The 24,944-nt window shown below is 39.7% G+C and carries 26 protein-coding genes and 1 other RNA gene; 16 read left to right on the top strand and 11 right to left on the bottom strand.

From position 1 onward, the window contains the following. Positions 1 to 39: 39 nt before the first annotated feature. Together J4N24_RS03635 and J4N24_RS03630 are read right to left on the bottom strand one after the other, a co-directional pair. Positions 40 to 366, bottom strand: coding sequence for a DUF3276 family protein (locus J4N24_RS03635; RefSeq protein ID WP_207532261.1), 327 nt, complete (start codon positions 364 to 366; stop codon positions 40 to 42). Positions 367 to 456: 90 nt separating this feature from the next. Next, on the bottom strand, positions 457 to 2,250 hold the full coding sequence (locus tag J4N24_RS03630; RefSeq protein WP_207532260.1) for an ABC transporter ATP-binding protein: 1,794 nt from the start codon (positions 2,248 to 2,250) through the stop codon (positions 457 to 459). 129 nt (positions 2,251 to 2,379) lie between these two features. On the opposite strand from J4N24_RS03630, the gene J4N24_RS03625 reads away from it, so the two are divergent. The 9 genes from J4N24_RS03625 (at position 2,380) to J4N24_RS03585 (ending at position 8,492) form a co-directional block, all read left to right on the top strand. Then, positions 2,380 to 3,471, top strand: a complete 1,092-nt coding sequence (locus J4N24_RS03625; protein WP_207532259.1) for a Glu/Leu/Phe/Val family dehydrogenase — start codon at positions 2,380 to 2,382, stop codon at positions 3,469 to 3,471. 102 nt (positions 3,472 to 3,573) lie between these two features. Further along, positions 3,574 to 4,521 carry a transcription antitermination factor NusB gene (gene nusB, locus J4N24_RS03620; RefSeq protein WP_207532258.1) on the top strand — a complete coding sequence of 316 codons (948 nt, stop codon included), beginning with the start codon at positions 3,574 to 3,576 and terminating at the stop codon, positions 4,519 to 4,521. A 6-nt stretch (positions 4,522 to 4,527) separates the two neighbouring features. Then, entirely contained in the window at positions 4,528 to 4,974 is a 447-nt protein-coding gene (locus tag J4N24_RS03615) for a DUF1573 domain-containing protein (RefSeq protein WP_207532257.1), read from the top strand. A gap of 18 nt (positions 4,975 to 4,992) precedes the next feature. Next, on the top strand, positions 4,993 to 5,307 hold the full coding sequence (gene yajC, locus J4N24_RS03610; RefSeq protein WP_207532256.1) for a preprotein translocase subunit YajC: 315 nt from the start codon (positions 4,993 to 4,995) through the stop codon (positions 5,305 to 5,307). A gap of 85 nt (positions 5,308 to 5,392) precedes the next feature. Continuing rightward, the gene (locus tag J4N24_RS03605) at positions 5,393 to 6,334 is read left to right on the top strand and encodes a YbbR-like domain-containing protein (protein WP_207532255.1); all 942 of its coding nucleotides are present in this window, start codon (positions 5,393 to 5,395) and stop codon (positions 6,332 to 6,334) included. Further along, on the top strand, positions 6,335 to 6,931 hold the full coding sequence (coaE, locus tag J4N24_RS03600; protein WP_207532254.1) for a dephospho-CoA kinase: 597 nt from the start codon (positions 6,335 to 6,337) through the stop codon (positions 6,929 to 6,931). It begins immediately after the preceding gene. Continuing rightward, the gene (locus J4N24_RS03595; protein ID WP_207532253.1) at positions 6,928 to 7,869 is read left to right on the top strand and encodes an exonuclease; all 942 of its coding nucleotides are present in this window, start codon (positions 6,928 to 6,930) and stop codon (positions 7,867 to 7,869) included. The genes coaE and J4N24_RS03595 overlap by 4 nt, the downstream gene beginning before the upstream one ends. A 1-nt stretch (position 7,870) precedes the next feature. Next, entirely contained in the window at positions 7,871 to 8,056 is a 186-nt protein-coding gene (locus tag J4N24_RS03590; RefSeq protein ID WP_207532252.1) for a C1orf53 family protein, read from the top strand. Beyond that, the gene (locus J4N24_RS03585; protein WP_207532251.1) at positions 8,046 to 8,492 is read left to right on the top strand and encodes a MarR family winged helix-turn-helix transcriptional regulator; all 447 of its coding nucleotides are present in this window, start codon (positions 8,046 to 8,048) and stop codon (positions 8,490 to 8,492) included. The genes J4N24_RS03590 and J4N24_RS03585 overlap by 11 nt, the downstream gene beginning before the upstream one ends. On the opposite strand, the gene J4N24_RS03580 is transcribed toward J4N24_RS03585, so the two are convergent. The 3 genes from J4N24_RS03580 to J4N24_RS03570 are packed head-to-tail and all read right to left on the bottom strand — an operon-like array spanning position 8,489 to position 10,495. Beyond that, positions 8,489 to 9,202, bottom strand: coding sequence for a ZIP family metal transporter (locus J4N24_RS03580; RefSeq protein WP_207532250.1), 714 nt, complete (start codon positions 9,200 to 9,202; stop codon positions 8,489 to 8,491). The genes J4N24_RS03585 and J4N24_RS03580 overlap by 4 nt on opposite strands. Next, positions 9,184 to 9,765, bottom strand: coding sequence for a phosphatase PAP2 family protein (locus J4N24_RS03575; RefSeq protein WP_207532249.1), 582 nt, complete (start codon positions 9,763 to 9,765; stop codon positions 9,184 to 9,186). The genes J4N24_RS03580 and J4N24_RS03575 overlap by 19 nt, the downstream gene beginning before the upstream one ends. After that, positions 9,758 to 10,495, bottom strand: coding sequence for a class I SAM-dependent methyltransferase (locus J4N24_RS03570; protein ID WP_207532248.1), 738 nt, complete (start codon positions 10,493 to 10,495; stop codon positions 9,758 to 9,760). Before J4N24_RS03570 ends, J4N24_RS03575 begins: the two co-directional genes overlap by 8 nt. Positions 10,496 to 10,687: 192 nt before the next feature. Between J4N24_RS03570 and glmM the strand changes: the two genes are divergently transcribed. The 5 genes from glmM to J4N24_RS03545 all read left to right on the top strand — a co-directional run bounded on the left by glmM (position 10,688) and on the right by J4N24_RS03545 (position 14,766). Beyond that, positions 10,688 to 12,079 (top strand): phosphoglucosamine mutase, encoded by a 1,392-nt coding sequence (gene glmM, locus J4N24_RS03565; protein WP_207532247.1) that lies wholly within the window; start codon positions 10,688 to 10,690, stop codon positions 12,077 to 12,079. 89 nt (positions 12,080 to 12,168) lie between these two features. Beyond that, a complete protein-coding gene (locus tag J4N24_RS03560) occupies positions 12,169 to 12,558 on the top strand; it encodes a four helix bundle protein (RefSeq protein WP_207532246.1) in 390 nt (129 codons plus the stop codon). Between the two features lie 193 nt (positions 12,559 to 12,751). Beyond that, complete coding sequence (locus J4N24_RS03555; protein ID WP_207532245.1) at positions 12,752 to 13,891, top strand: cysteine desulfurase family protein; 1,140 nt, start codon at positions 12,752 to 12,754, stop codon at positions 13,889 to 13,891. Between the two features lie 111 nt (positions 13,892 to 14,002). After that, positions 14,003 to 14,584, top strand: coding sequence for a hypothetical protein (locus J4N24_RS03550; RefSeq protein WP_207532244.1), 582 nt, complete (start codon positions 14,003 to 14,005; stop codon positions 14,582 to 14,584). 2 nt (positions 14,585 to 14,586) lie between these two features. Next, positions 14,587 to 14,766, top strand: a complete 180-nt coding sequence (locus J4N24_RS03545; protein ID WP_207532243.1) for a hypothetical protein — start codon at positions 14,587 to 14,589, stop codon at positions 14,764 to 14,766. A gap of 93 nt (positions 14,767 to 14,859) precedes the next feature. Here the strand turns inward: J4N24_RS03545 and J4N24_RS03540 are convergent, their stop codons facing one another. The 4 genes from J4N24_RS03540 to J4N24_RS03525 form a co-directional block, all read right to left on the bottom strand. Further along, the gene (locus J4N24_RS03540; RefSeq protein ID WP_242691485.1) at positions 14,860 to 16,314 is read right to left on the bottom strand and encodes a tetratricopeptide repeat protein; all 1,455 of its coding nucleotides are present in this window, start codon (positions 16,312 to 16,314) and stop codon (positions 14,860 to 14,862) included. A 259-nt stretch (positions 16,315 to 16,573) separates the two neighbouring features. Next, positions 16,574 to 16,971, bottom strand: a transfer-messenger RNA (tmRNA) gene (ssrA, locus tag J4N24_RS03535). Between the two features lie 29 nt (positions 16,972 to 17,000). Then, on the bottom strand, positions 17,001 to 18,230 hold the full coding sequence (locus J4N24_RS03530) for a pyridoxal phosphate-dependent aminotransferase (protein ID WP_207532241.1): 1,230 nt from the start codon (positions 18,228 to 18,230) through the stop codon (positions 17,001 to 17,003). A gap of 65 nt (positions 18,231 to 18,295) precedes the next feature. After that, positions 18,296 to 18,685, bottom strand: coding sequence for a DUF1573 domain-containing protein (locus J4N24_RS03525; protein WP_207532240.1), 390 nt, complete (start codon positions 18,683 to 18,685; stop codon positions 18,296 to 18,298). A gap of 198 nt (positions 18,686 to 18,883) precedes the next feature. Here J4N24_RS03525 and J4N24_RS03520 point away from each other — a divergent pair, with 198 nt between their 5' ends. Then, the gene (locus tag J4N24_RS03520; protein WP_207532239.1) at positions 18,884 to 21,301 is read left to right on the top strand and encodes an alpha-ketoacid dehydrogenase subunit alpha/beta; all 2,418 of its coding nucleotides are present in this window, start codon (positions 18,884 to 18,886) and stop codon (positions 21,299 to 21,301) included. A gap of 88 nt (positions 21,302 to 21,389) precedes the next feature. Here J4N24_RS03520 and fmt read toward each other — a convergent pair whose 3' ends face one another. Together fmt and J4N24_RS03510 are read right to left on the bottom strand one after the other, a co-directional pair. Beyond that, positions 21,390 to 22,304: a methionyl-tRNA formyltransferase gene (fmt, locus tag J4N24_RS03515; protein WP_207532238.1), complete on the bottom strand. Its 915-nt coding sequence runs from the start codon at positions 22,302 to 22,304 to the stop codon at positions 21,390 to 21,392. Positions 22,305 to 22,353: 49 nt separating this feature from the next. Next, positions 22,354 to 23,613, bottom strand: coding sequence for an exo-beta-N-acetylmuramidase NamZ family protein (locus tag J4N24_RS03510; RefSeq protein ID WP_207532237.1), 1,260 nt, complete (start codon positions 23,611 to 23,613; stop codon positions 22,354 to 22,356). A 220-nt stretch (positions 23,614 to 23,833) separates the two neighbouring features. On the opposite strand from J4N24_RS03510, the gene J4N24_RS03505 reads away from it, so the two are divergent. Next, positions 23,834 to 24,943, top strand: coding sequence for an ABC transporter permease (locus tag J4N24_RS03505; protein WP_369806187.1), 1,110 nt, complete (start codon positions 23,834 to 23,836; stop codon positions 24,941 to 24,943). Position 24,944 lies beyond the last annotated feature (1 nt).

The following is a 24,944-nucleotide window of genomic DNA, read 5'->3' as shown; positions in this document are numbered from 1 at the left end:
GGCCGAAATGGTTAAGGTCTTCAAATATTTAGGTTTAACTTATATATCGAAAGAGAAGTCGTCTTCAGACTTGGTTTCAAAAGCATTTTCGCTGAATTCGTATCTTTTTTCAACTACTTCCTGATGAGCTTTAATGTACTCAACAGTGTCTTTTAATCCTTCGCTGAATTTCTCAAAATCTTCTTTGTATAAAAAGATCTTATGTTTAACAAATACGCCGTCTTCAAGACGTTTTTTACTTTCAGTTACAGTGATGTAATAGTCGTTAGAGCGTGTTGCCTTTACATCAAAAAAATAGGTCCTTTTACCAGCTCTTACTTTTTTTGAAAAAACCTCTTCTCTCTCTTTGTTTTCAAAATCTCCCATGTTATCGTTAAAGTTTGCTTGCGGTAAATATAAAGTAAAAAATTTTATAGTTCAAAATACTATTGATGAAGTTTTTACGTGTTTGAACATTTATGAAATGTCTTCCTGCTCTTCCTCAAGTAATTGTTTTTCATACAAATCCCTATAAACACCGTTGGCATCCATCAAATCCTCATGATTTCCTTGTTCTATTATCTTTCCCTGATCTAAAACGAGGATTTTATCGGCATTTTTTATTGTAGAAACCCTATGTGCAATTAAAACTGTGGTTTTGCCTTGCATATTTTTTCCAAGATTGTTGAGAATTTCTTCTTCGGTACGGGTGTCAATAGCCGAAAGGCAATCGTCAAAAACCAAAATTCTTGGGTCTTTGATCAGGGCACGGGCAATTGAAACTCTTTGTTTTTGTCCTCCTGATAAAGTAATGCCCCGTTCTCCAATCAACGTTTCAAAACCTTTTTCAAACTCAATGATGTTTTGGTATACTGCAGCGTCTTTGGCTGCCTTCTCAACCTTTTCGCTGATCGTTTCTGTTTTACCAAATGCAATATTGTTACTGATTGTGTCAGAGAAGAGGAATACTTCCTGCGGAACAAAACCGACCTGACTTCTAAAAGAGGTAAGATTTAATTCTTTCAGAGGATTTCCGTCAATGAAGATCTCTCCAGAAGTAGCGTCGTACATTCTAAGAAGCAAATTGGCAACAGTCGACTTCCCAGATCCCGTTCTTCCAATGATCGCCAGAAATTCTCCTGGATTAACTTCGAATGAAATATTATCAACCGCTTTAATTCCTGTATCGGGATACACGAAGCTTACATTTTCAAATTTAATTTTTCCCTGCACATCAAACTCTTCTTCCTTGTTCCAGGCAATTTCAGGCTTCGTCTGTAGAAATTCATTTATCCGCTTTTGTGAAGCAGCAGCCCTCTGAACCAGCGAGGTTACCCATCCTAATGACATCACTGGAAAAGTTAACAAGTTCAGGTAGACGATGAATTCCGCTATGTTTCCAGGGGTAATACTGCCATTCATAACCTCTATTCCGCCTAGATAAACTGTTACAATAGTGCTGACCCCTACCAGGAGAAGAATAGCAGGATAAAAAAGGGCCTGAACCTGCACTAGTGCAAGTGAGGTGTTTTTATATTGATCGCTTTCTTCAGCAAAGTTCTTCCTGATCTCCTTTTCTCGTCCATAAGCTTTTATCACGCGAATTCCTGAAAAGTTCTCCTGAACAAAACCTGAAAGACGGGAGAGCTGCTCCTGTATACGCTCACTTCGCACATTAATAATGCTATGAACATAATAGATAGTTACAGCAAGTATAGGAAGGGGGAGAAGACTGAAAAAGGCGAGCTTGAGATTTACATTCACCATGGCCACAATAGCCAGAACAAAAAGCACAATAGTATTGATAGTATACATTATTGCTGGTCCTACGTACATTCTTACCCTGCTTACGTCCTCTGTTACCCGGTTCATCAGGTCCCCCGTATTGTTACGGCGAAAAAAGCTCATCGACAGTTCCTGGTAATGCTGGTAGATCTCATTCTTCATGTCGTACTCTATATGTCGCGACATGAGAATGATGGTTTGTCTCATAAAGAATAAAAACAGCCCTCGCAGAAGTGCTAACACAAGAACGATGACCCCAAAGAACAGCAGGCTTGAAGTGAACACCTGGTAAATAAGTTGTTGCCTTTCAAATCCATTAAAGAGGCGGAATATGCTTATATTTTCGTTAACCAGATCAAATGCTAATCGTATTACCTGCGCAGGTAACACCCCGAAGATATTGGATATAATAACAAAGAATATCCCTGGTACAAGTCGCCAGCGATATTTGTAGAAATATTTATTAAGGTACGCAAGTTCTTTCATGTTAACATAAGGTGTTGAATCTTCTCCCGATCTACTACTGATGCCACAAAACTAACTAAGATCATAACATTGTTTAGTTATACTTATGTATTATTTTGTACTTTTGCGGCTTCAGCCCTAATCGCGTATATGTCGTCAACGGTTTTTGAAGAAAGTTCTGTTTTTTTCCAGCTTAGCAAATGTTCTCACCAAAACGTAGTGTTTTGCAGTGATGAAGACACCGGTCTAAAAGCAATCATAGCAATTCACGATACTACTTTGGGTCCGGCCTTCGGAGGAACAAGGATGTGGGCTTACCGCTCTGAAACTGAAGCATTGAAAGATGTTCTGAGACTTTCGCGTACCATGACTTACAAAGCGGCAATAAGCGGACTTAATTTAGGTGGCGGTCAGGCAGTGATCATTGGCGATAATCGAACAGGGAAGAGCGAAGCACTCATGCGCCGCTATGGTCGCTTTATAAAAAACCTCAACGGCTCTTTCATTACAGCAGAAGATTTAGGAACAGACACAAAAGACATGGAGTATATCCGTATGGAAACTTCTTATGTGGCTGGCTTGCCTGAATCACTGGGAGGAAGCGGAGATCCAACGCCGGTAGCCGCAAAAGGCGTGTTGCTGGGTATTAAGGCTTGTGTTAAAGAAGTTTTTGGTACAGATTCGCTTGCAGGCCGTTCTGTAGCTGTACAAGGAATTGGTCACGTAGGCGAAAATCTTGTGCGTTTGCTCAGGGATGAAAACGTGCAGGTGTATGTAAGCGACATCAATGAGGATAGATTGAGGCAAGTCGCTAAGAAATATGGCGCTACTGCGGTATCTAATAATAACATCCTTGATCTTGAATTCGATGTTTTTGCACCATGTGCCCTGGGCGGAATCATTAATACTGAAACCATACAGAAGATGAAATGCGCTGTAATAGCAGGCTCTGCTAATAATCAGTTGTCAGATGAAGATCTGCATGGTCAAATGCTCCTGGAAAAAGGGATCCTTTACGCTCCTGACTATCTTATTAATGCAGGCGGCATGATTAATTGTTATTCTGAGCTTCAATCAGCTTATAGCCGTAAAAGGACAATGCAGTTAGCCGAAAACATTTATGCGGCTACCCGCTCGGTTCTTAAGAAGTCCAAAGAAGAAAATATTCCCACCAGCAAGGCCGCATCGATTATTGCTGAGAAAAGGATTGCGGATATTAAAAAGATCAAAGGTTCCTACTAAGAAAAGGGATTATACTATAGCAAAGCTGGCAGGGATACAGTGAAGCAGGGTTTGCTTAGCTGATTGTTGTTAATTAAAAATTATAAAAAATCGTTCTTATAAATGTTAAATAGAAGGCAGTTAAGGGTAAAGGTTTTACAAGCACTGTATGCTTATAACCTATCGGAGGATAAACAGGTAAAGGCTTTTGAGAAAAAGTTATTGGGAAGCGTTGATGATGTATATGAAACGTATATCTGGCTTCTGGCTTTACTACAGGATACTGCCGAATATGTGCTGATTGATGCGGATGAGAGAAAGAACCGCTATCTTCCCTCTGAGGAAGACCTGAATGTTGATACGAAGCTTCATTCAAATAAGTTCCTGGTGGCTTTACGTGAGAATTCTGAGTATCAACGTGAAGTGAAAAAGTACGGAGCATCCTGGAGTTTCGACCCGGAAGTTTCTAAAACTGTCTATAATATCCTTCGTGACAAACCGGAGTACGAAGCATACCTTGCATCGGAAGATGATTCGCTTAGAGCTGAGAAAGAAATTATCAAATTTATTTACAAGAAGATCATTAAGATTACAGCTTCTGTTGATCAGGTTTTCGAAGATAAATTTATCAATTGGCCGGTAGATAAAGAGGTTCTTGATGCAATGGTCGCCAAGACCTTTAGTAATTTTCAAAGCGAAGTTCCTAATGAAAATAAATTAGCAAAAATAAGCCCTGATTGGACAGAAGACCGGGATTTTATCGTTAATCTATTTAGCAAGGTGATTGCTTACGATGAGAAATTTCAGGGTTATATCACCGAGAAAACAAAGAATTGGGAGGCCGATCGTATTGCACTTATCGATATATTATTAATGAAGATGGCGCTTACCGAGCTCGTGCATTTCCCTTCAATTCCAGTGAAAGTTACAATGAACGAGTACATCGAAATTGCAAAAGAATTTAGTACTCCTAAAAGTAATTCTTTCATAAATGGTATTTTAGACAAAATTCTGGCAGAGTTAAAGGCCGAAGGAAAGGTCAGAAAAACTGGAAGAGGATTAATTGAATAACAATATATGAGAAACTTTATTTTAACTGCTACGGTAGCAGTTTCTGTTTTTCTTGCAGCATGTAATAACAACAAAAAAGAGGCTAAAGGAACAACCGACAGTACCAGCAATGCTAGTGTTGAAAATCCGGAGGATGCTCCGGTAATTAAATTCGCAAAGAATAGCTATGATTTCGGTAAGATTGCGGAAGGAGAAAAAGTTACCTACGATTTTAAGTTCGAGAACACCGGGAAAAGTCCTTTGATCATTTCCAATGCCAGTGCAAGCTGTGGTTGTACCATACCTGAATTCCCTCATGCGCCTATCCCACCAAAAGGAACAGGTGTAATAAAGGTTGTATTTAACAGTGCTGGCAAATCAGGGATGCAGAATAAAGTAGTAACTATTACATCTAATGCAGTTCCATCAGCCACAGAGGTGTACCTGATCGGTGAAGTGGAGGCAAAAAAATAAAACGATATAAAAAAAATTATGACAGCAAGTATTTTATTACAAGTAGGAGGTGGAATGATGCAAATGATTCCGATGGTGTTGATCATCATCGTGTTTTATTTCTTCATGATTCGTCCGCAGATGAATAAACAAAAAGAGCAGAAGAAATTCGTAGAAGCCCTTAAAAAGGGTGATAAGGTGGTAACAACTGCAGGTATTCATGGAAGGATCGTTGATATTAACGACGCTACGATAGTTCTGGAAGTTGAAAGTGGTGCCAAGATCAGATTTGACAAAGCTTCTGTGTCTCTAGACTCTTCTAAAAGTTTAAATCCTCCTGCTGCTAAAGCATAAGGAAGATTTCCTATAGCATCAAATGCCATGCACTAGCATGGCATTTGATTTTTAATTCCCATCCGCCTATTGTAAATTTGCTTATATGCCGGTATTTAAACTTAGCAGGATTGAGCGACGGAGGCTAACCGTCTTTTTTACAAGTATGCTTATCGCTATTTTCTGCTGGTTGTTTTTTACCCTTTCTAACCGGTATCCTTATTCTCTTCATGTAAGGATAAACTATGTAGATCCTCCCTTTCATAAAGCTTTCAGACCCTTAAATGATGATAGTATTACTCTTAATATTGAAGGTACTGGTTGGCAATTATTGTTTTCAAGACTAAGATCAGATTCGACTCCAATCAATATAAGCTTAAAACGTTTGAATCAAAATCAGCTGGTTTTATTATCAGAACAGAAAGAGCGGATAAGTTCACAGCTAAGTAATGGCAAGAAATTCATCTCGGCCTCACCAGATACCTTGTTCTTTGATTTCTCCAAAAGGGTGACCAAGAAAGTCCCGGTTAAGCTTCTTTATCGTCTTGCATTCGAAAAGGGATTTGGGATGTCGGGCCCTTTAACTTTTTCGCCCGATTCGGTGATAGTTTCAGGAGCTGCTGAAGATGTAAAATCAATTAATTTCTGGGAGACTGAGATCTTTACAATGGGTTTGGTGGAGTCAAATATTGCCAGTAAGGTAAATACAAAGAAACCTGCAACAAATGTTGATGTTATTCCTCAGCAGGTTAAGATAAAGGTTCCTGTAGATGTATTTACAGAGAAGGTTCTTGATATTCCTGTTAAAGTGTTGAATGATCAGAACCAGGAGGTGCGCCTGCTACCCGAAAAAGTGAAGGTGACTCTTCTAACTTCTTTGAGAAATTATCGATCTCTCGAACGTGATTCTTTTTTAGCTGTAGCGGATCTGGAAGGCTGGCAAAAGAATAGATTTCCACAACTTCCAGTTGTTTTCAAAAAGTTTCCTGCTTATACCAGGCTTGTAAAAATAGAACCTCAGGTAGTTGATTTTATTATACAAAAGTAGATGCTAAGAATTGGAATTACTGGAGGAATAGGCAGCGGGAAAACAACCATTTGCAAAGTATTTGAGATCTTCGGTATCCCGGTATTCTATGCAGATATTGCAGCAAAGTCTGTTATGCAAAATGACCCTCTTCTGGTGAGTGCCGTAAAGGACTTATTTGGAGATGAGGCATATTTTGAATCGGGCGAATTAAACAGGTCTTACCTCGCTGCTAAAGTATTTGGAGACGAAAAGGAACTTAAAAAGTTAAACTCTATTGTGCATCCTGCAGTCTTCAGGGCTTTTGATCTATGGTCTGAGCAGCAGAAAAACGTGCCTTACGTTTTAAAAGAAGCCGCATTGCTGTATGAAAGCAATTCTTATCAGGATTGCAGCTATACAATCCTGGTAAAATCTCCTCTTGAGTTGAAGCTAAAAAGGGTTATGCAACGGGACAATGTCTCAGGAGAAGAAATACGGAAGCGAATGGCGCGACAGTGGACAGATGAGGAGAAAGAAAAGCTGGCCGATATCGTTTTAAATAATAACGAGACTTATTTCCTGCTACCTGAAATTATTAAATTACACCAACGCTTTCTTGAGGAAAGTACCAAATGATTATACCTGATTTCCTTGTTTTTACTGTTAACGGACTGTTTTGTAAGCCGGGCAACTTTTATCTCGATCCTTCGCAACCTGTAGATCATGCTGTTGTTTCTCATGCTCACGGTGATCATGCCTGCAGTGGTAATAATAACGTCTATTGTACTCCTGCAACTGCTGCTATCATGCGGCTTCGTTTGAAGAAAAATGCAGGGCGTAATATATCCAGCTATTCCTACCACCAATTTTTTTTGCTTAACGGCATAAAGATCACTTTTTATCCGGCAGGTCATATACTAGGCTCAGCGTTGATATTGATGGAATATCAGGAATCAAAATACCTGTACACCGGAGATTTTAAACTGCAAGACGATCCTACCTGTGAACCGCTTGAATTGGTAGAAGCCGATGTGTTCATCACCGAGACAACCTTTGCTAATCCAGACATAAAACATCCTGATATTGATGCTGAGATGCATAAATTAAATGCATCGGATCATAATATTTTACTGGGAGCCTATGCATTAGGTAAAACCCAGCGATTAATAAGTCTACTCAATAAACATTGTCCTGGTAAAACTATTTTTCTGCATCATTCTATGTTAGGGATAACAAAGATCTATGAGGACTTTTCTTTTTCTCCCGGGGTTTATAAGCCTTATGATAGAAAGTTAATGAAATTACCAGAAAAAGGATTTGTTTATATTGTGCCACCTCTTACATTTGAGAGCTATTTCAGAGCGAAGGGAGTACTTCGCGTATTTGCTTCTGGTTGGAAGAGATTGCAGGCAAAGAATGATTTGGAACTCTATATCTCTGACCATGCTGACTGGGATGATATCCTAAAAAGCATTGATATAGTTAAACCGAAGGAAATATGGACCCTACATGGTAACGGAATTTTCCTAAAAGATTATTTTGCGGGAAGCTTACCTGTGAAAATATTGAATTAAGGTGAAAGAGGGCGAAGACTATTACTTGAACGATAGCGGTCTGCTTGTTTTTACTGCTACCTATCATTTGAAACGAGGTTATTGCTGCAAAAATGGATGCATGCATTGCCCCTGGCACCAAGCGCAAAAAAAGAAAAAACAACCATCAAATAATAACACTATCACACCTAAAATACATGGATCTTGAGAAGGAAATTCAATCGAAGTTTGAGAGTGACTATCAAAAAGTAGTTGTAAATGTAGTTTACTCCTACAACTGGATCACGTCAATACTGAAAGAACGATTAGATGATTATCAGATAACGCTACAGCAATTTAATATTCTTCGTATCCTCCGCGGCCAGCACCCAAAGCCAGCTACTATAAATTTGCTTAAGGAACGCATGCTGGATAAAATGTCCGATGCTTCTCGTATCGTCGATCGTTTAGTTCAAAAGGGACTTGTTACCCGTTCTGTGAATCAGAAAGATCGCCGTGCAGTTGATATTATAATATCTCCGGAAGGTCTGGATATACTAAAGAAGCTGGATCCTGTAATAACTCCTGAGGATATCTTACGGGCTAATCTTTCTGAAAGCGAGGTAAAACATCTTAATCTGCTTCTGGATAAGTTACGGGGCTAATGCAGCAGGTAGTTAAAAAGGGCTATAGCCACTCCACTCAAAACTGCTATTAGCTTTCTTACATTATAATGGTGATCAACACTTGATTCAAACAGAATAGTGGTAGAAATATGCAAAAAGATTCCTATAACCACACCCATAATGCTGTCAAAATATTGCTCAATGTTTCCTATCGAGCCGTTGCTTAAGGCATTGCTTAAAAGGTAACCTGCGGGAGACATCAGTGAAAACAGGATCAATAAGTAAATAATCTTTGTCTTATTTATGTGATTTTGCAGTAAGACACTCCCAAGGGCAAAGGCAGCAGGGATATGATGTAAAGCAATACCGAACAATAGTTCGTTTTGATAACCCTTAGCCAGGGGCATCCCTTCGAGAAATGCATGTAGGCACAGGGAAATCATAATACCATATGGAAAGACATGGTGATCATGATTATGCTTATGGATATGTCCGTGTTCTATTCCCTCAGAAAATTGTTCAAGGAGTATTTGAAACAGGAAGCCACCTAATACAAACAGACCAATTCTGTGACTTGCATTTTCATATACTTCGGGAATTAAATGAAGTATCGTAATTGCAAAAAGATAGGCGCCGCTAAAAGACAGTATAAGCTTTAAGGTTGCTGCATTACTTTGCTTAAAGTAGAAAATGGACATACCTCCTAAAAAGCAACTGCCAAACAGGATTATTAAAGGCCAGAATTCCATTTTTTCTCAGATAGAAGGGTAAGAAAACCAGTTGCTGTCAGGTAGCCGATCAGGCATCCTAACAGGGCTCCTGCAGTAACATCAAGTGGGAAGTGAACCCCAACATAAACTTGAGCAAACGCGATGCTAAATGCCCAGACAAAAGTTAGAAGCCAGATCCATTTCCATCTCCTTGCAAATACTACAGAAAGGAACATGGCAATGGCAAAGTGATTACTTGCATGTGAGGAGGGAAAACTAAATCCTGCACCACAGGCTACCCTGGAAATAATTTCTTCTTTAAAACCACTTTCATTACATGGCCTCAGCCTTTGAAAAGAAGGCTTAATAACAGATGCACTTGTGAAATCAGCAAGGGCAAAGGTTAGAAGAAGGAAAAGGATACAGATTGCACCACTCTTTTTATAATTTCTCAGAAGGAATATAATCAGAAATACATAAATCGGAGTCCAGAAATAGCGATTCCTTAACATAGGCATTAACCAATCAAAAAAGGCATTGGAAAGTCCGCTATTTATTGCTGTAAAAAGCTCGTGGTCAAATTGAATGAGTTGTTCAAACATCAGCTTTCCTGCAAATGAAAATTAAACGATCTGATTTAACTGGGTCATAACTATTAAGATGATAGTCTCCGAAAACCTTGTCAACAGTGAACCCGCTCAACCGGAACATCTTCTCGAAGTCAGCTAATCTGAATGCTTTAACTTCCTCTTTGAAATGGTAATCCTTGTCTTTGTGTTCAAACGATATCGTTTTGATGATTTTTCCCTCATTTACCTTTTTAGATAAATGAAAATCAATCCCCTCCACATGTTTCACTTCTTGTCTTGCCAAATTCTTAATGATCTTTTCAGTATTGAAATAATCAAGAACAAGGACTCCATCAGACTTTAATGACTTGCGGAAAGATTTTAAGGCATTCACATGATCCCGCTCACTTTCGAAATAGCCGAAGCTTGTGAACATATTTAATGTGATGTCGAAATAGTTGATGAAAAGCAGATGCCTCATGTCATGCTGATAGAAATGAAGCTTTTCATTCTCAAACTGTTTCGCGAACTTTATATTGCTATAAGAGAGGTCTATACCCGTAACGTCGTATCCTTTTCTGCTCAGATATACCGAGTGTCTTCCCCTTCCACAGGCAATATCCAGCATCTTACAACCATGAGCCGGCTTAAGTAAAGCACAAAGACTGTCAATAAAAAGCTCAGCTTCTTCGTCGTTTCTCTGATGATATAAAATGTGGTAATAGGGAGAACTGAACCAGTTTTGATACCATTTAATGGGCATAAGAGTATTTATAAGCGTACAAACTTAGATAAAATTTTGTCTTTAAATTTTACAGGGTTTGTAAAAATTTGCTCCATTACAGATAATCTGAATGTAATTTGTCCCATTTTTCATCTTTGCCCGGCCTTTTAGATCGCTCACATTGGGGCTCTTGGCTTTTATTCTTATTTTTGGGCTCATAAAATCTTTGACGTGACTTTAATAAAATCTATTTCAGGTATAAGAGGAATTATTGGCGGGCAGGCAGGTAACGGACTTACTCCCGTTGATATATTAAAATATACGGTAGCTTTTGGGAAATTGGTAACTGCCCAATCAGGCAAGAACAAAATTGTTATAGGTAGGGATGCCCGTATTTCAGGAGAAATGGTGCGTAATCTTGTCGTCGGCGCCTTGCAAAGTATTGGTATAGACGTAATAGACCTTGGTTTGTCTACCACTCCAACTGTTGAGATTGCAGTGCCGGATGAAAATGCCGCAGGCGGGATCATTATTACTGCTAGTCATAATCCTAAACAATGGAATGCCCTTAAGCTTTTGAATGAAAAAGGAGAGTTTATTAATGACGATTCAGGAAAGGAAGTTTTGGAACTTGCAGAACAAACTGATATTGCTTTTTCGGATGTTAATCAACTAGGTAAAGTCACAACAGATACTAGCTATCTTCAAAAACATATCGATAAGATCCTTGCACTTCCTTTGGTGGATGTTGAAGCAATCAGGAAAGCTAAGTTCAAAATAGCGATCGATTGTGTTAATTCAACGGGAGGTATTTTTGTGCCGGCACTACTTAAGGCTCTGGGTGTAGAAACGATTTATGAACTTTATTGTGAACCTGATGGACATTTTCCACATAATCCGGAGCCTCTTCCAGAAAACCTTGTTGCTTTGTCGCAGGAAGTGGTGGCAAAAAGAGCTCATTTAGGAATCGCAGTAGACCCTGATGTTGACCGGCTATGCTTTGTATCAGAAGATGGATCTATGTTTGGTGAAGAGTATACGCTGGTTGCTGTAGCTGATTATATCCTTCAAAATACACCGGGTAATACCGTTTCAAATTTATCATCAACCCGTGCCTTGAGGGATGTAACCGAGAAGAATGGCGGAAGTTATAATGCTGCTGCAGTCGGGGAGGTGAATGTGGTAAACAAGATGAAAGAAACGAATGCGGTTATTGGTGGCGAAGGAAATGGCGGTGTCATTTATCCTGAACTTCATTATGGCCGTGATGCTTTAGTTGGAATTGCATTGTTCCTTACTCATTTGGCTAAATTTGGAAAGTCTATTTCTGCTTTAAGAGGTACTTACCCAAGCTATTTTATCTCTAAGAATAAAATAACCCTTACTCCCGAGATGGATATCGACGGATTGCTGAAGAAAGTTGAAGAGAAATATCAAAAACAACCCTATTCAACCATAGACGGCTTGAAGATAGAATTCGATAAGGAATGGGTCCATCTTCGCAGATCTAATACTGAACCGATAATAAGGATCTATTCAGAAGGAAATTCAGAGACTGTTGCTAACAATCTGGCTAACAAGATTATTTCTGATATCAAAGAAATATTACAGCTGAGCGAGTAAGGATAGAAGGAAGGATTTAATGAATGAAAGAATTACTAAAACTGCCTAAAGTCATTTAATCAATTGAACAAGGCTGGTAAATTTATAAAATGAATGAACCAGACAAAGTTGAGTTTATTGAGAAGTTTAAGAGAAGGACTAAGAAGTTTGTCATCGATAATATTTTACTTTTCAAAAATCTTCCTAAATCAGACGAGGCAAGAATATTAGGAAAGCAGTTGTTGAGATGCTCTTCTTCTGTGGGAGCAAATTACAGAGCCGCCTGTAGAGGAAGATCTCAAGCTGAATTCTTTTCGAAAATTAGTATAGTCGTGGAAGAGGCAGATGAAACTTTATTTTGGATGGAGGTTATGGTCGAGTCAGGGATTGTAAGTGAAATATGTATGAAACCATTGATGGAAGAAGCAAGACAGATACTTGCAGTAGTAGCAAAAGCACGAAAATCCGCTTCTGAAAATATAAAAAGACGCGATCATTAGCAGGCATCCGTTCATTCACTCATCCATTCATTCACTCATTCACTCATCCATTCATTCACTCATTCACTCATCCATTCATTCTCTCATCCACTCATTCACTCATTCACTCATTCACTCATTCATTCATTCACTCATTCTCTCATCCACTCATTCATTCATTCTCTCATCCATTCATTCACTCATTAAATAACGCATGCAAAAAATATATCTCGACAACGCTGCTACCACCCCTATTGACCCTGAAGTTATGAAGGAAATGTACAGGGTGATGGAAACCTATTACGGTAATCCATCTTCGATCCATGCACATGGACGCGAGGCAAGGACTGTTGTTGAGAAAGCAAGGAAAACAGTGGCGGGACTTCTAAAGGCTTCGCCTGCTGAGATTTTCTTCACCTCTGGCGGAACGGAAGCCGATAATATGGCTATTCGTTCTGCTGTAGCTGACTATAAGTTAGAGCATGCCATTACCTCAAAGATAGAGCACCATGCAGTTCTGCATACTCTGGAAGCATTGGAGAAAGCTGGAGATATCCGGCTTAGTTATGTAAGAGTAGACCAACAAGGGCATATCAACTTGGAGCATCTGGAGGAATTACTTCAGGCTAATCCCAGAAGTCTGGTTTCGTTAATGGAAGCGAATAACGAAATAGGAACCTTGACAGACCTGAAGGGAGTAGGAGAAATATGTGCCCGGTACAATGCTATTTTCCATTGTGATACTGTTCAGACCATGGGACATTATCGGCACAATCTTCAGGACCTTAAAGTTCATTTTATTACTTGTGCCGGTCATAAGTTTCACGGCCCTAAAGGAACAGGCTTTCTTTATATAAATCCTGCAATAAAGATTAATCCTCTTATATACGGAGGTTCTCAGGAGCGTAATATGCGCGGGGGAACGGAAAACTTGTATGGTATTGCAGGTTTAGCAAAAGCACTTGAGATTGCATATTCTCATTTAGACGAACATCAGCAGTATATCCAGGGACTTAAATCGTATATGATAGAGCAGTTGGAAAAGGAGATTGAAGGAGTCAGCTTTAATGGAGATACCCATCCCGAAAAAAGTCTTTATACTGTACTGAACGTTTCGTTCCCTGAGATGGACATGGCAGACATGCTATTATTTAACATGGATATTGCAGGTATTTCCTGTTCTGGAGGAAGCGCCTGTAGTTCGGGAACAAACATTGGCTCGCACGTTTTAGAAGGAATCGGAGTGCATCCTAATCGGCCTGCTATCAGGTTCTCTTTCAGTAAATTAAATACAAAGGAAGAGATTGATTATACTGTGACTAAGCTGAAGACTGCCATGGATTCCCTTTTATAATTACCCACCCTTTTCTTTTCCTACCCTTCAAACTTATTTTCTATTTAGTCAAAACAAACAGGGTAAGGCCAACTGTTTATTACCTAGATAACAACCTTAAGCTAATTACCTATGACACTAATTTCTAATGAACTTTTAACTGTTCAAGATGAATACTTAAGAGAAGATGTTTTTACGGTTGACCCGGAAGATGACGATGAAGTTGGTCCGGAAAATGACGATTTGGGAGAAAACACCGAAGTTACCCCAATCGGCGATGATCTGGACGAAGACGATATCGATGATGCGTATATGGTTAATCCGGATGAGGACGATGACCTGTTGGATGATGATGACGATGTCTTATTAGACGACGATGAGGTATTGGATGATGATGACGAAGATGTTGTTGACCTTCATAAAATAAATGCCATTGGAGAAGATGATGATCTTCTTGATGATGATGACGACGATGATGATCTTGACGAAATAGATTCAGTAGAAGTTGACGAGGACGATGACGATCTTTTGGCCGACGACGACGATGATGATTTTGAAGGTGACGATGATCTGGATGATGATGATCTGGACGACGACGATGAACCTTCGACTACTGCAGGTTTAAACAGATCTGTAAATATTGATGCTCCTGATCGTTCTACAAGCCGGATTATAGATCACGAGCCAGGTACTATTTCACCTAGAGATCTTTAAAAATGGAAGACGAGAAAGACAGGCATAATCATACAGGCCAGACTCCTTCCAACATTCCTTCCGAGAGGTTGATCAATCCTCCTAAAAGGAACAATTTGAAGAAGAAGATCGATCGCAGGAGTGATTTTAACTCCACTGCAAAAGATCATAATCTCGGCAATAGAAATAATACCGGAAGGTAGGTAAGAGGCTGTCTTAAAAGTTGGAACAGTTTGTTTTATACTGTTCATGATGACATATCCGGCTTTTAAGATAGCCTCTTCTTTGTTTTTGAATTAATCATTAAGCCTACTTAGTGCCTCTTTCGCTTTTGCCTCTACACTGCGTTCGTAATCATGATCTTCCATGTCTATCGCCTGGCTGTAGTAATCCCGGGCTTTCTGATAGTTTTTTTTCTGCGCATAAATACTTCCAATCCGATAAGCAGCATTTGAAGCAAAATAATATCTTTCTTTTTTTCCGATGTCTACAGCAAATTGGTAGAATTTTATAGCTAGATCTTCGCGTCCCGTTTCGTCGTAAATCCTGCCCAACCTGTAACAGAATTCAATCTTGTCTCTTAACAGGTTAAAATCTCCGGCTTTCTTATCCTTCAATTCGTTTAAAGCTCTATCATAAAAACCACCGTCAAATAATAGTCTTGCCTTCAAAAGGTCGGCATGGGGCATTGGATCATTAGCCTCCTGTAGCGCCTGCTTATCTTTCTCATGAAAAGTATATCCTTTAGTTTTTACAAGTTGAATATATTCTTTATAGCCTGCTGTGTTCCCTTTAAGAAGTGATATCCAGGCCAGGTTCAAATAGGTGTCTTTGATATAATTAATACCCCGGTAGGAACGTAGGTAGGTCGTAAAATAGTTGAATGAACTGAGATCGAGTTTACGAAGATGAGCTGTTCCTGCAAGATAATCCAAATAGGAATAGGGCTGATATTCTGCTCCTTTGGGTCTGGATTCCAGCACTCTTATAGCTTCGTTTGTACGGCCAGTTCGAATAGCACTATAGCTTAATATATAACTTTTGAGCAAGCTGGAAGAGTCTATCCTTTGCACGTTAGCTACGATTTTTGGAAAAGCATTGCGATCATTTAATATACCGCTTTGCACGTAGGCAAGGCAAAAGACCGCATCATCATAAAAGTGAGAATAGGCTGAGTTTGGTAAGGTTCTGACCAGGTTTTCTAACATTTTAACACCAGTCTCTGTATTTCCGCGCATCCCAAATACGGATATAGTTTTCTTTAGCCCTGAAGGTAATGCCCCAAGAACCGCATTCAACATTCCGATGTTCTTCTGATTAGGTAGAAATGAAGGAAATTTCTTTCCGTTTTCCTGAAGCAGCGAATAAGCTTTTTTCAGTTCCATCGATGATGAAAGATACTCCTGGAAATAGCCATAGGTTAAGGCCCATTGCATATGTATTTCGGCCTGCGCAAAAAGATAGTAAGGTGAAGTCTTATCGTCCTTCTCGATCCGGTTTAATCTTGAGGACTTGCTATTTTTTAACTTCTCAAACTCGGCTTTATTTTCAGTAGTAATGATAGTGAAATAATCTACATAGTTATCAAGCAAGTAGGGGATAGCATTCTGAGGGTTCTTTTTCTTCTCTGTCTCAATAAGATTACGCGCGTTATTTAATCGTAAGGCATAGATTTCCTTGTATGCCTTTAAACATTGAGGATTAAAATCGAAGCTTGCTTTTGCCTGAAAACAAAGCAATATTAAAAACAAAAAAATATTTCTTCTGAACAAGAGCATTCCTCTTATAATTTTGCGCAAAGAAAAGCTAATATCCCCTAATCAAAAAATTAAGTAACATCCACCTGGTTTTATTTCTAGTTTTGCAGCCTAAATGGGAGAAGATATCAAGAAGCTCTTAAGAGTTGCCGGCGTACTGTTCGCGTTATTTATAACGCTCTTTGTTTTATCCATATGGTTGTTTGGATAGGGGTAAAAGAAAAGGCCTTCCAAATAGTTGAAAGGCCTTTAAGAGTGGAGCCGGAGGGATTCGAACCCTCGTCCAAACATGGGACCAGATGCGCTTTCTACATGCTTATTTTGTGATTGGTTTTCGAGATTAAGTTGGCCACAAACAGCCTGCTTAATCCTTAGCTTCTTAAATTGTCGGGATAAAATCGAAGCTCTTTTATCCTTATTCCGGCTTTTCCGTGCTTCCGGTTCGGGTGCCGCCAGACTTGGCTCCCGGGAAACATCTCGCTTACGCTTCTAAAGCGTAACAAAGGCTAATCTTAACTCGGTTAAGATTAAGCAGCAAGAGCGTATGTATTTTCGCCTTTTGTTGTTTGAGGATACTGATTATAGCGATGAACCCTCATCCGCTGCATGCTTACACACTTATCATCCATCCTGTCAATTCCGGTCGACCCCAGTGTGTTCGAGTTTGCAAGTATACGCTATTATTTGCTAACCGCTAACTCTAAATTGCCAACTTCTGTTCTCCCCGGATATTCTTTTAAAGCTTTTTCCAGACAGATCATTGCATTAGCTAAATCTTCTTTATTCAAAACGTATGCCAAACGGATTTGGTCTTTACCAACTCCCGGAGAACTGTAAAATCCTGCCGCAGGAGCCATCATTACTGTCTGATTGTCATAAGAAAACTCTTCCAGCATCCACTGACAGAAGTCTTCTGCGTCGTCTACAGGGAATTTTGCTACTACGTAGAACGCCCCTCCTGGGTTTGGGCAAAATACGCCTTCCATTTTATTAAGCGACTCTACCAGCATATTCCTTCGCTCGGTATACTCCTTGTTCACCTTATCAAAATAAGACTGTGGAGTATCTACTGCAGCTTCTCCTGCAATTTGGGCAACCATACCAGGACTTAAGCGTGCCTGGGCAAATTTTAATGCCGTTTCAATTACCTTTTTATTTTTTGTGATAAAACATCCTAAACGGGCGCCACAAGCACTGTAACGTTTAGATATACTATCAAAAATAATAACATGCTCATCTAAGCCATCCAAATGCATCGGAGACAGAAACTTATTGCCATCATAGCAAAACTCCCGGTAGGCTTCATCTGCAAAAAGATATAGATCGTATTTCAGGCAAAGGTTTTTCAGCTCAACCATTTCCTCGTAGGAGTAAAGATACCCTGTAGGATTATTGGGGTTGCAAATAAAGATCGCTTTGGTCTTGTCTGTGATCAGCTTTTCAAATTCCTTGATGGGAGGCATTGCAAAACCATTTTCAATTACAGAAAGCACAGGCTTTACAGTAACATTACTCATCCAGGCAAAAGCATTGTAGTTAGCGTAGAAGGGCTCCGGAATAATTACTTCATCTTCCGAATCCAGACAGGTTTGCATAGCGATCACTATCGCTTCAGACGCTCCGCTGGTTACCAGAATGTCATCTACAGTTACATTATAATCTGCCCTGTTATAATACTCGACAAGTTTTTTACGGTATGATAGAGTTCCTTCAGACTGAGTATAGGCCCAAACCTTAAAGTCAATATGTTTAATAGCATTAAGCATAACCTCCGGTGTTTCTATATCGGGCTGTCCAATATTCAAATGGTACACCTTTTTTCCCTGCTCTTTCGCTCTCTCAGCGTATGGGGTTAGCTTTCTTATAGGAGATGCTGGCATTAGCTTCCCCTTATTTGAAATTTGTGGCATAGTCTGCAAAAATAAAAAAACCTCTCTGGTTCCAGAGAGGTTTAAGTTTTTTTAGCGTTTTATTTTTATTTCGAGTTCTCGCTTACTACCTCTCCTTTAATGTAAATGTACTTAACTGAAGTTTTCGCGTTAGACTTTACAGTGATGGCTTTACTGAATGGCCCCATGGCCGCAGCGTTATAAGTAATAGAGATCGTTCCTACTTCGCCTTTCTTAACAGGTGTACTTGTAAACTTAGCAACCGTACAACCACAAGTAGGTTGTACTTCTGTAAGAATAATTGGCTGATCTCCTACGTTAGTAAATTTGAAATCATAACTCACTGGTTTGCCTTGAGTAATTTTACCGAAGTCCTGAGTCTCTTTCTCAAACTTAAATTCTCCCTGTACATCTGCACGCATTGCAGTGAAAGCGATAGCAAGGATAACAGCGCAAAAAGTTAATAGCTTTTTCATTTTAAATTGTTGTTTTCAGTTATTAGAATACATCAAAAGCAAATAGTTTAATCGTGTGTGTGCAAATTGATGTTTTACTATATGCAAATATAAAGGTATTTGCTTTTGTTTAATTATTACTGTGCAATATACGCATCTGAAATTATAGAGTTTCATTGCGTTTAGATTTTATTATTTTTGAAGATTGACTCAGCACGTATGTCATCGATAAAACATGTTACTAATCAGTTTGATATTTCTGAACTAAGTTTTGAGGAATTCAAAAAGATCGTCCTTAATGACTATCGCATCTGTTACGAGAGTCGCCAGGCAAGCATTTTAGGCAGAAAAGAAGTATTAACGGGGAAAGCGAAGTTTGGCATTTTTGGAGATGGCAAAGAAGTAGCTCAGGTTGCAATGGCCAAAGCTTTTAAAAAAGGCGACTGGCGCGCGGGGTATTACCGGGACCAAACTTTCATGTTTGCAGCAGGTATGGCCACCATAACCGAGTTCTTCTCTCAGTTGTATGGTAATACTGATGTCAATTTCGATCCCTTTTCTGGTGGCAGACAAATGAATTCTCATTTTGCTACCCGGATCCTTAAAGAGGATGGTACCTGGAAAAATCAGATGGAGCAGAAAAATACTTCTTCTGATATTTCTACTACAGGTGGTCAAATGTCCAGGCTGGTTGGATTAGCATGGGCTTCTAAATTATATCGTCAAAATCCGGATCTTAAATACCTGTCAGACTTTTCCATAGAAGGAAACGAAGTCGCTTTTGGAACTGTAGGCAATGGCTCTACCTCCGAGGGCGTTTTCTTTGAAGCAATAAATGCAGCAGGTGTCCTTCAGGTACCTATGGTGATTTCTGTATGGGACGATGCCTATGCTATTTCAGTCCCCTCCGAATTACAGACTACTAAGATGGATATTTCTGAAATTCTTAAAGGGTTTCAGAGGGATGAAAAAGGAGAGGGCTTCGAGATTTTTAAGGTAAGAGGATGGGATTATCCTGGGCTCTGTGAGACTTATGAACGGGCAGCAACTATAAGCCGGGAGAATCATATCCCCTCCATGATACACGTTCACGAAATGACCCAGCCTTTGGGGCATTCTACTTCGGGTTCTCACGAACGGTATAAAACAAAAGAACGTCTGGATTGGGAAGCAGAATACGATTGCCTCGTCCAAATGCGCAAGTGGGTTTTAGAGTCGGCCATTGCTACCGATGAGGAGCTTACAGAAATGGAGAACACTGCTAAAGCGTATGTAAGGGAATGTCAAAAAGAAGCTTGGGCAGAAGTTCTAAATACATTAAAGGCCGAGAAAGAAGAAGCAATTGCTCTTTTGGAGGCATTGCAGCACCCGGAGGTAGATCGTTTAGCTTCTGAGCTCCGGTCCCAGTCCGACGCTGGAAGACGCGAAACTTCCTCTGCGGTAAGGAAGGCTGTTCGTATCACTGCACAGGTTAATTCGCATGAAAGAAACGAGTTATTGCAATGGTATGAAAGGGAATTAGCGCTTAACCGGGAACGGTATAATTCAAAGCTGTTTACTGGATCTGTAAATTCTCCCTTCACTATCCCTGTGATCCCTGCAGAGTACGCCGAGGATGTAAAGCTGATAGATGGCAGGGAAATACTTAATGCCTGCTTTGATGAAAACATAGCAAGAGATCCAAGGATCATTGCCTTTGGTGAAGATGTAGGTAGCATTGGTGATGTTAATCAAGGCTTTGCAGGCCTTCAGGCTAAATATGGGCATTTAAGGGTTGTAGATTCCGGCATCAGAGAAAGCACAATTATTGGGCAGGGTATAGGACTTTCATTGAGAGGGTTGAAGCCGATAGCGGAAATTCAATATTTGGATTATCTGCTTTACTGCATCAATGTGGTAAGTGATGATCTGGCAAGTTTAAGTTACAGAACCAAAGGAGGACAGAAGTCCCCGGTTATTATAAGAACCCGTGGTCACCGTTTGGAAGGCATCTGGCATTCAGGTTCTCCTATGTCTATGATATTAGGGATTATGAGAGGTATTCACGTTTGTGTACCTCGCAATATGACTCAAGCGGCTGGTATGTACAATACCTTACTTAGAGCAGACGAGCCTGCTATCGTAATTGAGTGTTTGAATGGGTATCGTCTGAAGGAAAAGCTGCCTTCTAATGTCGGAGAATTTACAGTACCGCTTGGCCATGCTGAAGTGGTGAAGGAAGGCTCTGATATTACCATTATATCGTATGGATCAACCTTAAGAGTGGTTGAAGAGGCTGTAGAAGAACTCGAAAAAGCAGGAGTTTCTGTTGAGATCGTAGATCCCCAAACCCTTCACCCCTTTGATCTGAATAATGTTTGTGTGGATTCCTTAAGGAAGACGAATAAGCTTCTGGTTGTAGATGAGGACGTTCCGGGCGGAGCTTCGGCCTTTATACTACAGCAAGTAATTGAAAAGCAGAAAGGTTATTATTCCCTGGACAGTGCCCCGCGCACGCTTTCGGCTAAAGAGCACAGGCCACCTTACGGATCCGATGGAGATTACTTTAGTAAGCCCTCAACGGATGATGTAATTGAATTAGTACTCGAAATGATGCACGAAACAAATCCTTCAAAGTTTCCCTTACTCTACAAATAGTATTTGAATAATATGAAAAAGGGTTACTTTATCAAGAAGTAACCCTTTTTTATGTGTTTTGAATCTTAGGACTTGAATGCTAGAGTACTTAAATCCTGAATCCCCTTAAAAATTCCTCTACACTCATTCGCTTTTTTCCTTCTACCTGAACGTCTTTTACAGAAATAAATCCATCAGCACAGGCAAAGTTTAAATAGGTTTTACCATCACTCAGAAACCCTGAAGGCTGTATCCCTGGTTCTTTTTCAAGAATGTCTGCTGCAAATATTTTCAGCGTTTTTTCATTGATGTAGGTATACGCAGTAGGGTAGGGACTTAATCCTCTGATAAGATTATAAACCTTCTGAACGGGTTGGTTCCAGTTGATAAGGCAATCTTCCTTAAATAGCTTTGGGGCGTGAGTGGGAGTAGTTGAAGTAACTTCCTTCTGAGGTGTTTCTGTGTATTCACCCCTCTCAACGGCTTTCACAGTATTAACAAGTAATTCCGCACCTTTCACCATTAGCTTATCATGAAGATCTCCTGCGGTGTCGTCAGGTTCAATATCAACTGCTTCCGAAAATATAATGTTCCCAGTATCTATTTCATGCTGTAAGAAAAAGGTAGAAACTCCGCTTTGTTTTTCACCGTTTATAATTGCCCAATTTATCGGTGCAGCTCCCCGGTATTCCGGCAACAAGGAAGCATGTAGATTGATGGTCCCTTTAGGAGGCATATTCCACACTATTTCAGGAAGCATACGGAAGGCTACCACAATCTGCAGGTCTGCACCGTAGCTTTTTAGTTGTTCAATGAAGTCCGGATTTTTAAGTTTATCAGGTTGTAATACTGGTAATTGATGTTCTACTGCGTATTTTTTTACAGCAGACTCACTCAGTTTCTGACCTCTTCCCGCAGGTTTATCAGGTGCGGTTACTACAGCAACAATGTCAAATCCTGCTTGTACCAATGCATCAAGAGAGGCAACGGCAAAGTCAGGAGTTCCCATAAATATTATTCTCATAAATTCCTCAAAAATAAGAAGTCAATGTCAGTCGGATATAGCTATCTGATTATTGATATAACAAATATTTTTTCCGCTTCTCTTTAAACTGTATTAATCCTGGTTCCCAGCTCTTTCTGATTTCAGATTCTGTCTTTCCGGCAATGATCTGATTTCTCAGGGCTTGAGTTCCAGCCAACTTGTCAAAATTATTCATCTGTTTACTTTGCTTAAAATCAAAGAACTTTTCCTTGTCAGGATACGCTTTGTATAGCTCAATAAGCCATTGTAAATTAAGTTTTCCAGTCTTTTGAAAGATGCCTGTGTCGAAATTTCGTAGATCCAGGCCATAGCAGCTTTGGTTTTGATGCAACGGACTTTCACTCATACCAGGGATACTTACAGGCTTAAAACTAAACGTATATTTTCCAACCAACTCCGGTGCGCCCAATACCTGGAATGGGAAGTACGTTCCTCTTCCCTGGCTGATAATCGTTCCTTCAAATAGACAAAGGGAAGGATAAAGAAGAATAGACTGTTGGGTATTAAGGTTGGGAGAAGGTTTCACCGGAAGAGTATATGGCATAGAATGCTTATACCCTTTCATCTGGATCACTTTCAAATTGCATCTGACCTTATTTTTTAACCATCCTTCACCATTTATCATCTTTGCATATTCACCGATGGTCATGCCATGAACTATAGGAACTGGATGCATTCCGATAAAGGAGGCGTACTTTGTCTCCAGTATTGGCCCATCTATATAAAATCCATTCGGGTTAGGCCTGTCAAGGACAATTAATGGAATACCATTCTCAGCACAAGCCTCCATAACATAATGAAGGGTCGATATATAGGTATAAAAACGAGCTCCAACATCCTGAATATCAAAAACCATGATGTCTAGTCCCGAGACATCCTCTTTTGTCGGTTTGTAATGAGAGCCGTACAGCGAAACAACACTGATCCCTGTTTGAGGATCTGTCCCGCTTTGTACTTTTGCACCTGCACTGGCTTGTCCTCTGAATCCATGCTCAGGTCCAAAGGCCTTAACGATAGTAATTCCTAGTGCCTTTAGTTTATCAATGCTATGACTTCCAGCTATTAAAGAGGTCTGATTAACCACCATTCCAACTCTTTTACCTTTCAGTAAAGGCAGGTATAGGGCGGTTTGTGCAGCTCCGGTTGTGACAGAGGTTACGGAACTCTCCTTGCTCTCCATCTGTTTGTTTATAATAACAGAGGTATTTGGCTTCTTTACTTTCTTCGTGCAGGAAAGGAAAATTGGAAGCAGTGACAGCGCCACTAATTGCAGAAGATATCTTTTCATTCTAACTGTATTTGTCATATTTTAATATCGACAACATTTATGCGTATTGCGGGTTTTATATCAACAAATTTAAAATTTGCATCTTTGCTTTACATAAACATCATTGCTTTTGAACCTGCCAGCTTTTATTGCCCGTAGAATTACCTTTAACTCTAAACGAACGTTTTCTAAATTAAGCGTACGTATTGCAATAATAGGGATAATGTTAAGCCTGGCCGTAATGATTTTATCAGTTGCGGTAGTGAAAGGCTTTAAATCAGAGATCCGCGACAAAATGCGTGGCTTCTCGGGAGATATTATTGCCATGAAGTACGACCTCAATAATTCTTATGAGAATTCTCCTTTTGCAATATCCAAAGATACTTTGTTAAAGATTAGCCAGTTGCCAGGTGTGGCCCATATCCAGCCCTACGCCATCAAGACTGGGATCATAAATACGAACGAGGAGGTGGAAGGTGTAATATTGAAGGGGGTAGATAAAACTTACGACTGGACCTACTTCAAACGAGTGTTAGTGGCAGGCAAGGTGATTGATTATACAGACAGTGTTAAATCCAGGAAGCAAATTATTATCTCAAGATTCCTCGCAAATAGATTAAAGGTTAAACTCGGGGACGATTTTCTGATGTATTTCGTGCAGCAATCGTTGCTTAAAAGAAAGTTTAAGATAGTGGGTATTTACGACCTGGGAGTTGAAGAGGTAGATAAAACTTATATTATAGGTGATCTTTCAGAGATCAGAAGGCTGAATAAATGGAAAAAGGACGAGGTGGGGGGCTTTGAACTTAGGGTAAATGATTTTGACAAACTGGATAAGATCAATAATGACGTAGGCGGATTTATGTCTTATAATGTAAGGACCTATACCATCAAGGAATGGTATCAGACAATATTCCAGTGGTTGTCTTTGTTAGATGTAAATACTGAAGTTATACTTATATTAATGATGGCAGTTGCTGTAATTAATATGATATCTGCGCTCATGATCATTATCCTTGAAAGAACGAATATGATAGGGATCCTTAAAGCTCTGGGAAGTACTAATTGGCAGGTGCAAAAAATATTCTTGAACAATGCCGCATTCCTGATCGGATTTGGACTTCTGTTAGGTAACCTTGTAGGAATTGGTTTAGGCCTCTTCCAAAATCTGACACATTTTTTTGAGCTTGATCAAAGTTCCTATTACATGCAATTCGTACCGGTGGAGTTCAGCATAGCAGATATCCTAATTCTCAACGTCAGCACACTAGCCGTGTGTCTGGTTGTATTATTAATACCTTCTATGCTGGTTACCAGGATCTCTCCGGTAAAGACAATAAGCTTTAAATAAT

Origin of the sequence: Desertivirga arenae (genome assembly GCF_017355785.1) — a bacterium.
Classification (GTDB): domain Bacteria; phylum Bacteroidota; class Bacteroidia; order Sphingobacteriales; family Sphingobacteriaceae; genus Desertivirga; species Desertivirga arenae.
This window is presented reverse-complemented; position numbering and strand designations above follow the sequence as displayed.